Source organism: Pseudoalteromonas umbrosa (assembly GCF_030125375.1).
In the GTDB taxonomy this organism is placed as follows: Bacteria; Pseudomonadota; Gammaproteobacteria; order Enterobacterales; family Alteromonadaceae; genus Pseudoalteromonas; species Pseudoalteromonas umbrosa.
This window is the reverse complement of sequence record NZ_JASJUU010000003.1, coordinates 311,505-328,797: the sequence shown is the minus strand read 5'-3', so window position 1 is coordinate 328,797 and position 17,293 is coordinate 311,505. Positions and strand designations below refer to the sequence as shown.

At 40.4% G+C, this 17,293-nt stretch carries 15 protein-coding genes; 5 read left to right on the top strand and 10 right to left on the bottom strand.

All coding sequences use genetic code 11. The features are described 5' to 3' along the window. Positions 1-379 precede the first annotated feature (379 nt). From QNM16_RS11385 to QNM16_RS11355, 7 genes are all read right to left on the bottom strand, one after another. Positions 380-2,371 carry a TonB-dependent receptor plug domain-containing protein gene (locus tag QNM16_RS11385; protein ID WP_284020598.1) on the bottom strand — a complete coding sequence of 664 codons (1,992 nt, stop codon included), beginning with the start codon at positions 2,369-2,371 and terminating at the stop codon, positions 380-382. A 134-nt stretch (positions 2,372-2,505) separates the two neighbouring features. Continuing rightward, positions 2,506-2,766, bottom strand: a complete 261-nt coding sequence (locus QNM16_RS11380; protein WP_063363753.1) for a CBU_0592 family membrane protein — start codon at positions 2,764-2,766, stop codon at positions 2,506-2,508. Positions 2,767-2,921: 155 nt separating this feature from the next. Beyond that, the gene (locus QNM16_RS11375) at positions 2,922-3,173 is read right to left on the bottom strand and encodes a hypothetical protein (protein WP_284020597.1); all 252 of its coding nucleotides are present in this window, start codon (positions 3,171-3,173) and stop codon (positions 2,922-2,924) included. Further along, positions 3,174-3,578 carry a DUF1761 domain-containing protein gene (locus QNM16_RS11370; RefSeq protein ID WP_284020596.1) on the bottom strand — a complete coding sequence of 135 codons (405 nt, stop codon included), beginning with the start codon at positions 3,576-3,578 and terminating at the stop codon, positions 3,174-3,176. Between the two features lie 76 nt (positions 3,579-3,654). Beyond that, on the bottom strand, positions 3,655-4,176 hold the full coding sequence (locus QNM16_RS11365) for a response regulator transcription factor (protein WP_284020595.1): 522 nt from the start codon (positions 4,174-4,176) through the stop codon (positions 3,655-3,657). Beyond that, positions 4,173-5,408 carry a sensor histidine kinase gene (locus QNM16_RS11360; RefSeq protein ID WP_284020594.1) on the bottom strand — a complete coding sequence of 412 codons (1,236 nt, stop codon included), beginning with the start codon at positions 5,406-5,408 and terminating at the stop codon, positions 4,173-4,175. The genes QNM16_RS11365 and QNM16_RS11360 overlap by 4 nt, the downstream gene beginning before the upstream one ends. Positions 5,409-5,490: 82 nt before the next feature. After that, entirely contained in the window at positions 5,491-5,889 is a 399-nt protein-coding gene (locus QNM16_RS11355; RefSeq protein WP_284020593.1) for a nuclear transport factor 2 family protein, read from the bottom strand. A gap of 138 nt (positions 5,890-6,027) precedes the next feature. On the opposite strand from QNM16_RS11355, the gene QNM16_RS11350 reads away from it, so the two are divergent. Together QNM16_RS11350 and QNM16_RS11345 are read left to right on the top strand one after the other, a co-directional pair. Beyond that, positions 6,028-7,101: a ketoacyl-ACP synthase III gene (locus QNM16_RS11350; RefSeq protein ID WP_284020592.1), complete on the top strand. Its 1,074-nt coding sequence runs from the start codon at positions 6,028-6,030 to the stop codon at positions 7,099-7,101. Between the two features lie 276 nt (positions 7,102-7,377). Further along, positions 7,378-8,853, top strand: coding sequence for an aminoacyl-histidine dipeptidase (locus tag QNM16_RS11345; protein WP_284021220.1), 1,476 nt, complete (start codon positions 7,378-7,380; stop codon positions 8,851-8,853). Between the two features lie 38 nt (positions 8,854-8,891). Here QNM16_RS11345 and QNM16_RS11340 read toward each other — a convergent pair whose 3' ends face one another. Together QNM16_RS11340 and QNM16_RS11335 are read right to left on the bottom strand one after the other, a co-directional pair. Then, positions 8,892-10,256 carry a leucyl aminopeptidase family protein gene (locus QNM16_RS11340; RefSeq protein ID WP_284020591.1) on the bottom strand — a complete coding sequence of 455 codons (1,365 nt, stop codon included), beginning with the start codon at positions 10,254-10,256 and terminating at the stop codon, positions 8,892-8,894. 148 nt (positions 10,257-10,404) lie between these two features. Next, positions 10,405-10,770: a hypothetical protein gene (locus QNM16_RS11335; RefSeq protein ID WP_284020590.1), complete on the bottom strand. Its 366-nt coding sequence runs from the start codon at positions 10,768-10,770 to the stop codon at positions 10,405-10,407. A gap of 457 nt (positions 10,771-11,227) precedes the next feature. Here QNM16_RS11335 and QNM16_RS11330 point away from each other — a divergent pair, with 457 nt between their 5' ends. Both QNM16_RS11330 and QNM16_RS11325 read left to right on the top strand, forming a co-directional pair. After that, positions 11,228-13,849, top strand: a complete 2,622-nt coding sequence (locus tag QNM16_RS11330; RefSeq protein WP_284020589.1) for a TonB-dependent receptor plug domain-containing protein — start codon at positions 11,228-11,230, stop codon at positions 13,847-13,849. Positions 13,850-13,937: 88 nt separating this feature from the next. Beyond that, positions 13,938-15,377 (top strand): tetratricopeptide repeat-containing sulfotransferase family protein, encoded by a 1,440-nt coding sequence (locus tag QNM16_RS11325; protein WP_284020588.1) that lies wholly within the window; start codon positions 13,938-13,940, stop codon positions 15,375-15,377. Between the two features lie 20 nt (positions 15,378-15,397). On the opposite strand, the gene QNM16_RS11320 is transcribed toward QNM16_RS11325, so the two are convergent. Beyond that, positions 15,398-16,303 (bottom strand): alpha/beta fold hydrolase, encoded by a 906-nt coding sequence (locus QNM16_RS11320; protein WP_417709751.1) that lies wholly within the window; start codon positions 16,301-16,303, stop codon positions 15,398-15,400. Positions 16,304-16,426: 123 nt separating this feature from the next. Between QNM16_RS11320 and rlmF the strand changes: the two genes are divergently transcribed. Continuing rightward, the gene (rlmF, locus tag QNM16_RS11315) at positions 16,427-17,293 is read left to right on the top strand and encodes a 23S rRNA (adenine(1618)-N(6))-methyltransferase RlmF (protein WP_284021218.1); all 867 of its coding nucleotides are present in this window, start codon (positions 16,427-16,429) and stop codon (positions 17,291-17,293) included.

Genomic DNA, 17,293 nt, shown 5'->3' with positions numbered 1-17,293 from the left:
TGCTCCTTGATTGTGTGTTTTTACATCCAGATTCTGAATGTGCACCTGTGTTGGATGCATAGTTGAGACTAGCCAAATAAAACAAAAAATAAACCTTTTATTTACACAAATCACACCTTTGCGTTCTATTTTTTTTTAATCAAAATAATCATATAGTTATAAAAAATATTAGATAAGCTACACATTGTGCAATAAAGAAATGTAAACAAAGCACTACATACATAGTTACAAAGTTAGAATAATTACGTGTTATAAAATCTAATATGGGGGTTCTAATTAAATATGTGCGGGGTAATAAACCTGATCTGCGATAAAGTTTTTAATTTAACTTTCCAGTTCTAAGAATATACCGATTTGGTTCCTTTGCTCAAACCAAACATTAAAAGTCATAAGTGTAACGTAGCCTAATTTGACGCCCTTTTTGGGGCACTCTTCCATCGTACCTTCTAGGATCAAACGCATCAGTTGATTTATCAAACAAGTTTTGCACTTGCAATGCTACACCTTGTTTTTCATCAACTTTCCAACTCACGGTTGAACCAAAAAGCCAGTGGCTAGGCTGATGATAAGGAGAGAATTCTGGGTCATCTGGAAGCACCGCTGGAATAACAGTAATACTATCTCGCCAAATGCCGTTGAAAGAGTACTGTATATCACCATGGCGATGATTAAACACTAGTGAACCAAACTTTTTGTAACTCGGATTAAAAGGTAAGTCTATATACTGTGTAAACGTACTAGAAAGCCAAGTATTATCGCTTATATGCAAAGTACCACTAAACTCCAAGCCTTGCATACTGGTTTCAAATACATTATCAAAAGTAAAACGAGATTGCGCTTCATCAACGGGAATTAAATTAATAAAGTCTTCCAGTTCATTATCAAACAAAACTAAATCAATTTGCCAATTATTATTCTTAGCATGCCAAACCAATTCCGTCGTTTTTAGATATTCAGCTTTCAAGCTTGGATTTCCTGATGTCACCTCATCATTGGAATATAGCTCATTGCTTACTGGTACCCTAAATGCCTCACCATATTGTAACTTGAATGTATGCACCGGATTAAACTGATATATCAGCGCCAACCTAGGCGAAAGCTTTCGATCTATATCTACCACATCGTCATAACGCAAACCTGTAAACATGGTAATTGATTCACTCAGTACATATTTTAATTGCGTATACACCGCATAAGAATCAAAACTCGCCTCAAGCGGTTTAAATGGTTCATGATTACTGATCACTTGAAGGCCGCCTAAAAAGTAAGGTTCATCGACAAAGATTTGCCCTGTCTCAGCATTATAATAATTAGTGTACACATCTGCTCGAGACTGCTCTTCCCAAGAGTATTCAGCCCCAAAAATGACATTAAGTGACTCATCGTATGTATACACAGTTTCACTATTTAAAGTTAAATCTCTTGATTGCCAACGAGGCCCGACAAAAAAACCATTTTCTAACTGGAGAACTTCTGCACTGGCAATGAGGCCCGCACTTTTAATATCGTGTTTAATAAAATCCAACCGAGTGGTATTGGTGATCGAATTATGCCATGAAGAATTAACTTCTAATTGCACACCTAGATTTCGACTAGTGTGACGATTATCTTTCGATTCTCCTGATAAGTTAATAAACTCATCTAAGCGAGTCTCTGTATTATGAATGGCAAATCGCCAATTATCCCAATTGAATTCAATCTCAAGAAACCGACCATCAACAGGATCTCTCACCTGAGCTTCAAAATACTTATCTCCGTCATCTCGATATAAAGATGTATTTGCTTGAACTGTTAGGCCATTATCAAATGCTTTATGTAAGCTCACAGCACCTTGATACATTCCATTATCACCGACTGCGGCCATAACCTGATTAGCACCCTTTTTGGTTACTATGTTCATCACACCTAAAAAGGCATTACTTCCGTAAAGTGCAGAACCAGGGCCTCTTATAAACTCAACTCTTTCAATGATTTCTACTGGGATAAATGGTGCATAGACAGAAGCTTTACCGAATGATGCATCATTGAGTCGCTGTCCATTAAGCATGACAAGTACGTTGCCGCTATCGAGGTAAATACCGCGCGCGTGCTCTTTTGGCACCGCGCCGACCCAATCGCCGCGGGTTGACTGCATACCGGGCACAAAATTCATGAGCTCATATACATTAGCAACACCTAATAATTGAATATGTTGACGATTAAAGACGGTGGTACTGGATGGAACTGATGTGGGAGTTTCAACGGTTTTAGTCGCTAGGGTGATGTTAACATCAAGTAGCTCTTCAAAGCTCAATTCAAACAACTCATCTTGAGAAGCGGCTGCACTTAAGCAAAAAGAAAATAAAAAGATCAGCGGAATTGTTTTTTTCATATCGAGCCTGGCTACTGATACCGTAACAAGCTCAATTTAAGCGATTAAAATCACTCAATTTTGCTTACACAGTTACCGTTCATACATCTAAATAATACGCATGAAATGTAACTGTGCAAGTTTTTACTTAAGTTTTATGCCGCTTGTAATCTCTTTGCCTTGAAATACTTATACAAACCGATGAGTGAAGCGACTATCCAGAATAGCTCAATCACAAAGCTTGCAAGGTTGAAGTTATAGCACAAACTGATAAGTAGCAATATTGCACCAGAAAGGTTCATGAGGTTATATTTGAGGCCATCTGGCGTGACTTTTTCAAGCTGTAGCAAAAAGAATGCGCCAACTACTAGAAAAGTACCAGTCATACCAATTACATCAAATAAAATATCAATCATGTTTTTGTCCATATATCTTTGTGGATACTCACCCAAACACGCTGGCCCTTTTCCATGGGTAGGGTGACTTTCAATCGTTGAAACAGCACAAACTTTGTAAGTATCTTAAAAATAGAGACGAGAAAACAGGATAATTGTCCTTATCGATAAGGGTGTTATTTAAAAGTCACCTTATTGCCAACAATTTTCAGTGCGGGTGCCCCCCTAATCAAAGTTTTACGGGAAAATTCCTGCTCACACTCGGGACAATGAGTCTGATTATTGGTGTGATCTACACTAATACGCTCAATAAAACACTTTATTAAGCTGCCCTTTCCGCCTTTTCGGTATTTGAAAAGCTTTGCTTTACAATTTGCGCAAAAGATGTCAACTGTTCTAACAGGGCCTTTTTTGTTCGGTTTTGCCAATTAGTTTAAACTCCCTATCACAAACCCAATTAGCGTGAATTGTAACGTGTGATAGCCAGCATTCACCAGAAATAATTTAAGCGGCCTTTGTTCAAACAAGTAACTCACACCAAAAGAGCTTGCCACAAACAATATACCAATAAATAATCCAAACGACATGGTATCTATTACAGTTGCCCCCTTGTCTACCAAGGTGGCTACTGCAACGGACGCAACAAAACTTAAAAAAAATGAGCCCAAGAAAATGGCTTTATGATTCGCCGCTTTCAAATCAAGTTCAGTTAAACCTGCTCCCTCAAGCCATGTGCGTTGAAACAATAATGGCGAATACCATATCCCACCGAGCAGAAAAGAACTGAGTGCAGCAAGTAGTACCGCAATTATATTGATGTCATATACATACATGAGCACTGCCCCATTGTTTCACTATTTTCAATTTAGTTAAAATCTATCAATAGGGCAATATATGTGTATCAGTAGGTTATTTAGATACAGGTTTTTTCTGTAGTTTTCGCTGCAATGTTCTTCTGTGCATGTTTAGCTGGCGAGCTGTTTCGGAGACATTCCCATCATTTGCCTGCAAGGTTTGTTGTATATGCTCCCACTCTAGCCGCTCTGGTGACATGGTAGATTCAAATGTGTCTGCAATCACCACATCTTCACCCAATAGCTTTTTCGCAATCAACTTAGTATCAGCGGGCTTTGTTAAATAATCATCAGCGCCGAGCTTAATGGCCTCAACCGCAGTAGCAATACTTGCAAAGCCTGTAAGTAAAACTATCTTTGCGCTGGATAATACTTGCCTAATTGCGCCAATGTGCTGTAACCCTGACGAGTGCTCTAGTTTCATGTCTAACAGCACATACTCCGGTAGAAAAGTTTCGCAATGAGAAACTATCTCTTCCTCTCGATTAACTATTTGACACTCAAAGCCCATTTTGGACATTCGCCTTGCCAGCGTATTAGAAAAGGCAATATCATCCTCGATTATCAATAACTTCATAACTCACCCACGATTGGTAATATAGCTGTAGATAACACACCGCCCTCGCTTAAGTTTTCAAGATGCAGCTCACCGTTGACTCTTTCTAAAGTCGCATGAGTTAATAATAAAGCCATCCCAAAACCTGTATCACTTTCAACAACAGACTTACCGAGATCATCTAGTTTTTTCTGTGTGATTCCTCTACCTTGATCTTTGATTGTTAAATACCATTTACCCGCTTCAGAAAACGCGCTCAGCTCGATTTGGTGCTTGTCTGCACGCTCATTAGCTTTCGCTGCATTTACTATTAAATTAAGTAACGAGGGAACCAACATTGGGTCACCATCAATGTCTACACTTGAGGTTTTCTCCGACACCAACAGAGACTGTCCCGGGTATTGCAATGTCATAAGCTCTTCAAGTTGCTCTAAAACAAATTGAGTCGATTGTGACTTTTCTTGACGCTTTAGCTTTAGAAGCTCAGTCTGCTCTCGAAAACTATCTAATTGTTTACGACACTGTTGTATTGGCTCACTCATTTCAGCAACAGCTGGGTGTTTTGGAAAGTCTTCTTGTAACTCTTCTAATAATAGATTCAGGTGCGCAATAGGTGTTGCCAATTGATGAGTGACTTGTGCCGCTGCACTGCCTAAAGCCAAAAGTTGTTCCTGTTGTAATTGCTTCTCTCTGGTTTTTGCAAGTAATGCTTCTCTTTCTCTGATCCTTTTAACTAATAAAGCGACTACACCAACCGTCACAACGACCATAAATACAAAGTTTACGAACATCCCAAGTAAATGCTCTCCCATGTGCATCCCATGATGATGCATAGGCATAGTTACTGCTACGTACAAATATCCATAAGCAGCTAAAGCACTCACTGACACAAATACAACGTACCCAATTGATACGGTTACTGCTGCAATAATACAAGGTAATAACAATAGTGAGACAAAGGCGTTACTCGCACCACCTAAAAAAGAAAGCAAAACAGATAAGAAAACAATGTCAGCCATAAGCTGCAGAGTCATCGCTCTTTCAGATATTTCTCGACTGCGACGGTACATAAGAATGCTGATCAACTGAAACAACGACTCTAACGCAATGACCGAAAAAACAGGTTGATGTGGGATACTTTTATCCAGCAGTAAAATTGCAATCAAAACTAAAACAAGTTGCAACACGATGGCTATGGAGCGGAGTAGTAATAACTGACCAAGCGCGGATTGAGGAGAAAAAGCGATAACCATAAGACGAGCCAAAGATAGAAGATGCGCGTACTTTACCCGAACAACAACCTAACTTAAAGATAATAGGCGTGCTTTTGTAAACTCAATCATATCTCAAAGCAAACTCTGGGCAGGGTGTCCCCTGATGAAATAACAATCGCCAACCCGAGCCTATGTCGCGCCATAATGACATTCTTAATGAAAACTGCAAATTGCTGTATGCATTTTTTCTATACGCTGCATGGTAAGTTAACTGTGCGATTGTTTCAGATAACATCTGCCCTCTGAAATCTTGATTGTAAAATTGAGGCACTTTTTCACAAGGTAACCTTGCCAGAACATGTCTTTTGTCGAAGAGTAAGCCGTTCGCAGATATTTCGTAAAAGTCATCATCCAACAACAAAGATAAGCGTTCTTTAGATTCTCTTACATGAGGTTCAAGTAAAAGCCGCTCTAAAGATACAAGTTCATCAAGTAATTCTTGAGTGATTTTCTGAGTCATAAACAACTGATATCTGACCTGTTTCTCATTTTATTTTAGTCAAATGTGCTAATTCAACAAGGTATTCTTTGAGTAAAAATCAATAGTTTGTTATAACTACGCAATTAACCAAGTGGTCGGATTTGATAAAGAGACACTATGATATATGCCAAAATTACCGGCTGGGGTAAAGCAGTACCACCAGCGTCAATCAGCAATGATGAAATAAGCACGATTGTTGATACCACCGATGAATGGATCACAACGCGTACAGGGATCCGCTCACGACGAGTAAGTCATGTAAGTACAGCTGAGCTAGCCACAATCGCCAGTAAGCATGCGCTTGCATGTGCCGGTATTGATGGCGAAGACATTGACCTTGTTTTGCTTGCAACTTGTACGCCTTCAACCATGGTTGCGAATACCGCTTCCCTCGTGCAAAAAAATATTGGCGCAATCGGTGCTGCGGCATGTGATACAAATGCAGCATGTTCTGGCTTTTTATATGCTTTACAAAATGCAACGGCTCAGATCCAAGCTGGCATGATTAAAAAGGCAGTTGTAGTCGCAGCTGAACGTATGACTTGGTATGTAAACTGGGCTAAAAGAGACAGTGCTGTTTTATTTGGAGATGGCGCAGGCGCAGTTGTTCTTGAAGCGAGCTCTGAGCCGAGTGGTTTAATGGGTACCAAAACTGGGTGTGACACTGAGGACAGAGATATATTGCACATTACCAACTATGGTACGGATTTAAATAAGTATGAAGCCGTTGGTCCATCAGACTTGCTGTTTGAAGGCAGAGAGATATTTAAACGTGCTGTCACCGGAATGAGTTTAGCATGTGACGATGTGCTACAAACAACAAACCTGCAACTTGCAGATATTGATGTGTTGATCCCTCATCAAGCTAACCTGAGAATAATACAAGCTATTCAAAAGAAATTAGATATTGACGACAATAAAGTCATGGTCAATATTGACAATTATGGCAACACATCAGCAGCAACGATTGCGATAGCACTCTGTGAGGCTGTTGAGCAAGGCATGATAAAACCACACGCAAATATCATGTCTGCAGCATTTGGTGCAGGATTAACTTGGGCTGCAAGTTACATCAAATGGGGCGAACGTGTAACTCCTATCTCAACATCTGAATATACCTTCCCGACTTGTGAAAAATCAGGTTTAGAGCTTGTCAGTGATTCTGTTGCAGCCTGTCAAAAAGAGAGTTAATGTGAACCGAGCAGCGGCCAACGCTGCTGCTCGATATAGAAACGAATAACTGATAATATACCTCCCACAGCGTGTTAGACTATATGCCTTGGGCATCTCATCGTCTTATGTAAATAACCTGAAGTGACGTCTTTATACTTATTTTAACGACATTCAAACGTCTTAACTTAATATGAGGTTGCTTTTGCATACCGCACAACGAACGCTGTTATAAAGCAACCAATGTTTGCTATTAAATCAAATTACTGACAACAAGCTAGTTATTAGGGGAATATGGTGTTTAAACCTCATTCAGAGATCAGCCAACTCGAACCACAAATCGTATGGCAATTTTTCGACCAAATTTGCTCAATCCCACACCCATCAAAGCACGAAGAAGCACTTGCACAGTTTATTATTGACTGGGCAACGTCACAAAACTTAGCGACTCGCAGAGATAAAACAGGTAACGTTTTCATCAAAAAACCCGCTACTGAAGGCATGGAAAATAGAAAACCGGTTGTGTTGCAAGCACATATCGACATGGTGCCGCAAAAAAATGATGATACTAATCATGATTTTGTAACAGATCCAATCAGACCTTTCGTCGATGGCGATTGGGTGACAGCTGATGGTACAACGCTTGGAGCTGACAATGGTATTGGTATGGCATCTTGTTTGGCTGTTTTAGCCTCAAATGACATTGCACACGGCCCACTAGAAGTGATTTTAACCGTTGATGAAGAAGCTGGCATGACCGGCGCATTTGGTCTAGAGGCTGGTTGGTTGGAAGGTGAAATTTTACTAAATACCGACTCTGAACAAGAGGGCGAGATCTATATGGGCTGCGCCGGCGGCATTGATGCTAGCCTGACACTCGATATCGAAAGGCAGACTGAAGCAACTGGGCAAGTTTATGTTGAAATCGCACTCAAAGGCCTCAAAGGCGGCCACTCAGGCGTCGACATTCATACAGGGCGTGCAAACGCGAACAAGCTATTAGCTCGTACATTAAAGCACCACCTCAGTGGTATTGATTTTCAAATTGTTGAGTTCAAAGGCGGCTCACTAAGAAATGCAATTCCTCGTGAAGCTTACACTACGATTGCAATTCAAGATGCTGATATTAATCAATTGGCAGAGCGTATTGAGGAAGTACAGACGCTAATGCGTCAAGAGCTTGCTGCAATTGAAACTGGCCTCACTTTTATCACCACACAAGTTGAAGCATCACAAACACCTATGACATCAAAAAGCACACAGCAATTGCTGTCATTGTTAAATGCTTGCCCTAACGGTGTAGTAAGAATGAGCGATGATATTCAGGGAGTAGTAGAAACCTCTTTGAATCTTGGCGTGATCACCACAGAGCAAAACAGCGTGGAAGTTTTATGTCTGATCCGCTCTTTGATTGACTCGGGTAGAACGGACGTTGAAGGTACGCTTGCTTCACTGGCTGAGCTTGCGGACGCAAAAATTGAGTTTTCCGGTGCGTATCCTGGTTGGAAACCTGAACCACAATCAGAACTCATTCATATTTTCAGAGATATGTACGAAGGAATTTACGGCAAAAAACCTGACATCATGGTGATTCATGCTGGGTTGGAGTGTGGCCTTTTCAAAGAACCTTATCCAGACATGGATATGATTTCATTTGGCCCAACTATTAAATTTCCTCATTCTCCAGATGAAAAAGTACATATTGACTCTGTAGGGTTATACTGGGAGCAAATGAAAGCATTGCTTTCAAATATCCCTGTAAAATCTGCATAATAAAAAACGGCTCAATTGAGCCGTTTTTTTAATTTTTACTAAGCAAAACGCTTTTGCAAATAAGAGAATGTAGCCCTCAAGCCTAAACCTTCACCGCCTACTGGACGACCCGGTAAATGACGAACGTTCCACGCCATAACATCAAAGTGAAGCCAAGGTGTGCTTTCTGGTTCAACGAACTCCTTAAGATATAACGCAGCAGTAATAGAGCCACCAAAAGGCGTTGAACCACAGTTTGCGATATCCGCAATATCGCTTTTAAACAAACCTTTATATTGATCAAATAACGGTAGTTGCCATACTGGGTCATTTAACTCTATTCCCTCAGCAATGATATCGTTAGCAATCTTTTGATCTGTACTATAAAAACCCGGTAACTCGGTACCCAAGGCGATTCGACAAGCACCTGTCAGTGTTGCAAAATCAATTAAAAGATCTGGCTTTTCATTCTGTGCTTCAGCCAAAGCATCACACAACACTAAACGCCCTTCAGCATCTGTATTGTCAATTTCCACTGTGATCCCTTTACGCGTAACGATCACATCACCTGGTCTAAACGCATTTTTTGACACTGCATTTTCAACCGCAGGGACTAGTACACGTAATCTTACAGGTAGGTTTGCAGCCATAATCATATGTGCCAACCCAAGAACATGCGCTGCCCCACCCATGTCTTTTTTCATATTTCGCATGCCAGCAGCAGGTTTAAGATCCAAACCACCAGAGTCAAAACACACGCCTTTGCCCACTAATGTGAGCTTGGGTGCATTTTCGTCACCCCAAGTTAAATCTAACAAACGAGGCTTGTTATCACTTGCACGACCAACCATATGAATAGTCGGATAGTTGTGCTCTAGAAGCTCATCACCTATAAGCTGTTTAAATTCACCACCAAACTGCTCGCTGAGTTCAATAAATGTTTCTGCCAAATGCTGAGGCATCATGTCGGCAGCTGGCGTGTTCACCAAATCACGAACCAAATATATACCCGTAGTGATATCCGATACTTTTTTAAACAGGCTCTCTTGTGATATGGCTAGCTTTGCTTGAATAGGGGCGGTTTTTTTGTACGCACTGTATTTATATGCCCCAAGGACGTAACTGGTAGCAGCTCTTTCAACTAATTCTTCACTACCAACAAACTGATATAGGCCTTTTGGTAATTGTTTAGCAAGATCACCAGCTAGCCATTGATCATCAAGTGATTCAACTACGCAGACAACACTTGATAATGCTCCACTTTCCAAATCCGGGACCAACAATACATTTTGCCCCTCTTGACGTGTTGACAATACAAAACTTTTAGTCGTTTGTGCATTTTCTAACAACCAGCTTTCAAGTTGTGACTCTGTAGTTAAATGGACTGGTGTTCCTTCCTGGGAATGAACGAGTAAAGTACTCATACGTGCCTCTTATTCTAAGTTGTATTGACTCAAGGATATCAATAACTGAGACACAATTCACCGTCATAAGGGTAAGTTTTTTCTATAATTATGGAGGCTTGGTGTAAAGTATTGAATAAGCGTGGCATTGAATAACGCTCGATAACTTTTATTTTCTTTTTTCTTCTTTTTTCACCGCAAATGAACTCGGTAGTACTTCTACCCCAAACTTATTACCCAATGCGATAATTAAAGGTATAGTAATGGGAGCAAATGGCAAAATAGCAAAAATGCCAAGTCCTAGCCCCTTTAAAACGTCGACAAACTGTTTATTGGCTACTCTTAACTCTGATTTTGAAGCATTTCCTAGCGTGTAGCGCTTGTAAATATCAAGCATCTCTTCCGTTTCTTGCTTTTCTTGAGCAAGTGCCCCTTTCAGCGCAATCAACGAGCGTTTGATCCTTAACCTTTGCCTTTTTCTGCTTATCCGTACCACCCGAATAGGTGCCTTGTGCACGACTTTTATTAACCGCATTGATATCCAAAATCAGCTTATTTACCATCATTCTAGCAAAGTTCTCTACAAAAATCGTGTAGATATTTGGTCCAAAATAGCCTCGTTTAAAGATAACAAAAACAACAAAACAACCCATTAACCTTTTTAACATCACCACTATAGCCAATCTTGGCAATTTCAATTTTCTTAATAAAACCATTGCAGTGAAAGTGTGCAACAGATTTATATTTTATTCTACATGAGCCTTAGTACCTATATAAATAACATAAAATTACTACATCCTAGCTAAATTTAGTATAGAACCTCAAAAATTTATAAATAAATGCAATTAAATCAATCAAAAGATTGAACTTAAAAAATTGAGTGCTATTTTTATAAACGTGTTAACTATTTGATTAACTTAAAATGAAATCATGTGGCTACACATTGCAATTTGGTTTACAAAAAATAAGTTTAGAATAACTGGGGAAACAGGATGAAACTACAGAGATGCAAACTAAGAAAAGCGATTCAATTTGCTATTTCTACTACTGCAGCGACCACTGCCATACTTGCATTTAGCGCCCAAGCAGATGCAAGAGAAGAGGGTGCAAACAAAGATATAGAGAAAATTGCCGTGGTTGGTTCAAGAGCGGCGCCTAGATCAATTGGCGAGTCGCCGGTACCAATTGATATTATAGGTGGTGATGAACTCAGTAAAGCTGGTGGTGATGATATGCTTGAGCTTTTAAAAGGTTCTGTGCCCTCACTCAATGTCCATGCTAACCCAATTAGTGATGCGGCGAGTTTAGTACGTCCCGCTAACCTTAGAGGACTTCCCGCGGACTCAACTCTAATTTTACTTAACGGCAAACGCAGACATCGCTCATCTGTCATCGCTTTTTTAGGTGGTGGCATTAATGACGGTGCGCAAGGCCCTGATATATCGGTGATACCAAGTGTTGCACTCAAACAAGTGGAAGTACTTCGTGATGGCGCAGCGGCACAATATGGGTCCGATGCGATCGCAGGCGTTATGAACTTTGTGCTAAAAGACGCGTCAGAAGGCGGTAGTTTTTCTGTAAAACAGGGCGAGTATTACGAAGGTGATGGCGATACAACGACATTTGAAGGTAATATTGGTCTCCCATTTACCGATCAGGGGTTTGCAAACTTAAGCTTTCAATACAAAGAAGCTGATGCAACCAGTAGAAGCGTGCAACGACCTGACGCACAAGCATATATTGACGCTAATGTAGAAGGTGTAAGAGATCCAGCGCAAATTTGGGGAGCACCTGAGATAAAAGATGACATTACCCTTTTTGGTAATGTTGGTCTCGAGTTGAGTAACAGTTCTGAGTTTTATATGTTTGGTAACTATTCAGAGCGCGATGTAAAGGGTGGGTTCTATTATCGTAACCCACAAACTCGCCCCCAAGTATATTCTAACGATGGAGGAGATACTTTACTTGTTGCTGACCTCGATGGTTTAGACACAGGAATTGGCTGCCCTACAGTAAATTTGAAAGATGCCGACGGTAATCGCATCCATAATGTTGCAAACATACTCGCTTATCAACAAATCGCAGCCGATACCGAACTCGGTAGAAACTGTTTTGCTTTCAATGAAATTTTACCTGGTGGTTTCACTCCAAACTTTGGCGGTAACATTACCGATACATCTCTTACGATTGGAACAAAAGGTGAATTCACAGAAGGCTTTATGGAAGGCGGCTACTACGATATAAGTGGCTCCGTTGGTCGAAATGAATCCCGTTATTTCATCACCAATACGGTAAATGCCTCCCTAGGCGCCGAAACACCGATGGAGTTCAGTCCAGGTAAATATATCCAACTAGAGAAAAATTTCAATTTGGATGTATCTAAAGAGTTTGATTTTGGTTTGGCGTATGAAGTAAATGTAGCAACAGGCCTAGAGTGGCACGAAGAGACTTTCGAAGTCATCGCTGGTGATGAAGCGTCATTTATTGCCGGACCGCTAACTCAGCAAGGGTTTGGTATTGGCTCGAACGGTTTCCCAGGTTTCCAACCTGCAGCTGCAGGCGAATTTTCTCGCCGTAACTATGCTGCATATGTGGACGTAGAAACCCCATTCACTGAAGAGTTTTTAATGGGTTGGGCACTCAGATTTGAAGATTACGATTCATTCGGCTCTACAACCAACTTTAAAATCATGGGTCAATATCAACTGACCGATGACCTATCAGTACGAGGCTCTGTGAGTACCGGCTTCAGAGCACCAACCGTTGGCCAAGCTAATGTGAGTAACGTACAAACAAACCTGAGCAGCGGTGTACTGGTTGATTCAGCCCTACTACCGCCTACAAACCCTGTATCAGAGATCTTAGGCGGTACGGAATTACAACCTGAAGAGTCTGAAAGTTACACACTCGGTTTTGTATACCAAACAGGCGACTTATTCTTAACCATCGACTACTACAATATTCAGGTAGAGGATAGGCTCAGTCAATCTGAAAAAATTAATCTAACACCAACACAAAAAGAAGCACTTAAAGCCGATGGTGTCCCTAATGTAGATAGCATCGCACAGGTGTCTTTCTTCACAAATGACTTCGACACAACAACACAAGGTGTTGATGTAGTTGCGAACTACTCTATGGACTTGTTAGGCGGCTTTGCAACTTTCAGCATGGCCTATAACTGGAATGAAACTGAAGTAGACAAGTTTTCTGCTATCACAGGTGCTTTCAAAGTAAAACGTTTGGAGAATGATTTACCTCAACATAGAGCAACTTATACATGGACTCAGCAGTGGGAAGACTTCTCAGGCTTTATTCGTTATAACTACTTTGGCGAATATCAAGGCGTACATGTAGACTATGATGCGACTGCAATCATGGCAGATCCAAACTTTACATTTGATGCTGAGTTGACATATTACGCGACAGAAAACATTAGCCTTACAGTTGGTGCAAATAATATATTTGACCAAGATGCTGAAAAAGTCATTAATTTCGCTGAAGAAGGCGCAACTGAACTTACGCCATCAAACACATGGGGCGGTGTCTATTATGAAACATCACCATTTGGCATTAATGGTGGATTCTATTACGTCAAAGCAACTTATACGTTCTAAACTTTTACTGTAACCCAGAGCAAAAGAGGAATTAGCAATAGCTATTTCCTCTTTTTATTTTTATTATTAAAATAAACTGCTGATTAACATGTTACTTTTAGATCGCGCAACAGAACTACTGCTAGAAAACAGGCTCAGAGAAGCCGAGTTTATGTTTAAGCAAGTGCTTAAACAAAACCCCACCAATGGCAAAGCCCTATTTGGCTTAGGTCGTATATGTATGCGTTTAGAACAATATGATAACGCAATATACTATCTAAAAAGGGCGTGCGAGCATCTACCTAAAATGCTCGACCCTTTATATGCTTTGGCTGATGCATTTATTGCCGTTGGATCGCCCGTTGACGCAAAAACCGTTCTTGAATACGCCTTGAGTGTTGCCAGACATAACGCCCAAATACACTATCACCTTGGTCAGTTCTATTTAGATCATGGTTTTATAGATAACGCTTATCAAGTTTTTAAAAAAGGGCTTGAATGTCCAGAGTCTGGTGTTTCTGTATTTATGATTTTTGAGCTCTTGCAATTGGCCTCTTCCTCTGAGATCCCAGATTTAATGGCACGTTTAGAGAGATTTGATGGTAAGTTTGAGCACCCAAAATTTCAAATTGTTACCTACCACGCCTTTGCAACTGCACATCAAGCACTGGGCGACAATAAAGAAGCATTTGAATATTATAAAAAAGCCAATGAACTACAGCTGACACAATGCGAATTTAGAACAGCAGATATGCTGCCATTCTATAACCGTTTATTAGCCACTTGTGATGAGGACTTTTTCTCAAAACCAACAGATAAAGTAAAATCAACGTTCACACCTGTGTTCATAGTTGGATTGCCCAGAACGGGGTCTACACTGCTTGAGCAAATCCTGACACAACATAGCCAAGTCGGCACAATTGGCGAAAGTATAGTGCTCAGTGACAAAATAGTGCCATACCTTGAAATGCGAACTGAACGCCCTTTTCCAGATTGTATTTATGAACCATCCACTTCAATGCTTGATTACTGCCGCAGTGTTTACGTAGATGAAATCAAGAAAAGCAGAGTTCAAGAAGAAGCTGTTATCAACAAGCTTCCGGCAAACTTTCAGAACATTGGGTTGATTTACAGAATATTCCCAAACGCCAGAATCATCCATTTAACACGTGATTTTATGGCTAATGCTTGGTCGGTTTACAGTAACCATTTTGCAGAAAATGAACCCTACTTTTGTTCTCTGCCCGAGTTCAAGCTTTACTCTGAAATTGAACAACAAGTGATGTTCCACTTTTCATCACATCTAAAAAGAAATGTATTCAATGTTAGCTATGAGAAGCTAATTGATGATCCAGAGCGCACCATTCAGAAAATTCTTAACTTTATTTATCTAAAGTATGAACCCGAATGTATGGAGTTTTATAAAAGTCGCAGCAAGGTCTCAACACTGAGTAAAACTCAAGTACGGCAGCCAATCCATAACCGATCATTAAACCGCTGGCAAGCCTTTGAAAAAGAGATAGAAAAAGAGCTCACGCAGCCTGAATAAAGTACCGGCTGCTATTAGCTTTAGCTGTTATAACGCTGAAACCAATTGAGAACATCTTTAAATTGGTCTTGCAAGGCATTTGGATGAGTGAGCATATCGATATGGCCATAGTTATGAGTGTGACCATATCTTTTTCCATAAATATTTAATTTCTGAACGCCCCCTCCTGACTCTTTCATAAACATTTCAATATCGATTGGCTGAGCCAAAGCCTTGTCACTTACTCCCGCTATATGCAGCGTAGGTGGAAGGGATAGTCCACACAAAGCTTGGCCATAATCAAAGTTATCATCGCTATCTACCCAAGGGCTAATTTTTGCCCATTGTGCGCTTTGCGCGTGTGACTTTATTGTCTCGCTATCGGCGCCCCAACGAAGCTTTTTCGCCGGTAAAAAGCCATGTTTTTTTACGTAATAATGTGCAAGCCAAAACCACATCAGGTTTGCTTTGAGCAATTTTTCAGGGTGATTATTGTGTAGGCTTCGCTTAGAGCCAAAATAGGCGCAAGCTCGTACATGGTTGATTTCATCTGGATAGCGGGCAAACACACTATTCAAGATAACTCCGCCCCAAGAGTGCGCAACCCAATAGTGCGGCCGCTCACCGAATTTTTTTGTTATGTACTCGAGTACCGCTGGTACTTCTTCTGTAATTGACTCAGTCTGACCATAGTCATGTCCTGACGCGATGGCGGGTACGCTTTCACCTCTTCCACGCAAATCCAACACAAAGCACCTATACCCTTGTGCTGCGAGATAAGGCGCAAAGCCTTTATTTGAATTTGTATAAAAAATTTTGCCATTTTCTATTGCACCATGCAGACATAAAACAATAGGCCCTTGTTTATCTGGGTTATGAATATATCTAAGATGCAATGAAGCATTTTTATCAAATATTGGTACTTGTATCGACTCTTGCTTTATCATGATATGCACAGGCTATTTTTAACTCATCGTACCAGCTAAATTACTTAAAAGTAAACCCATTAGAGACGGCATTAAAATTAAGGTATAATTCTGCAAAGAAATTTTGTGATATACATTCCAAACATGCACCCTAGAAATAAACACGCCAACGGCTACGACTTAGCAGGTCTCTCGGACGTAGTCCCTGAGCTAGCAAATTACCTTGTAAAAAAGCCAAACGACCAAACCACAATTGACTTCTCTGACGCTCAAGCCGTTTTATTACTAAATAAAGCGCTGCTACTCAAACACTACGGGATCAAATATTGGGACTTACCGCCACAATTCTTATGCCCGCCAGTGCCTGGAAGAGCAGACTATATTCATGCCCTTGCTGATTTACTGGCAGAAGAAAATGAAGGCGAGATCCCCTCGGGGAAAAATATAAAATGTTTGGATATCGGAACAGGTGCTAACTTAATCTATCCGATTTTAGGACATGCGGAATATAAATGGCAATTTGTCGGCAGTGATATTAACCCAATTGCAGTTAAAGTAGCTGAGAATATCGCCAAGGCAAACAAGCTGGCTGTCAAAATAAAGCATCAAGCTGACAGCAACTCAATATTTCAAGGCATCATCACAAAAGATAGCTATTTTGATATCACTATGTGTAACCCACCATTCCATGCAAGTGAGCAGGCAGCGCAGCAAGGTACTCAAAGAAAGTGGAAAAACCTAGGAATCACAAAAACAGCTAAGCAACTTAATTTTAGTGGCCATGCACCAGAACTTTGGTGTGACGGAGGCGAGCTTTCCTTTATTACAAATATGATAAAAGAAAGTACTCAGTTTAAAGAACAAGTGGGATGGTTCACAACCCTAGTATCAAAAAAGGACAACCTGCCATCATTAACAAAGTGTTTGAAACAACAAAAAGTTAAAAACCATAAAGTCGTTAATATGCTGCAAGGTAATAAGCAAAGCCGATTTATCGCATGGCAGTTTTGA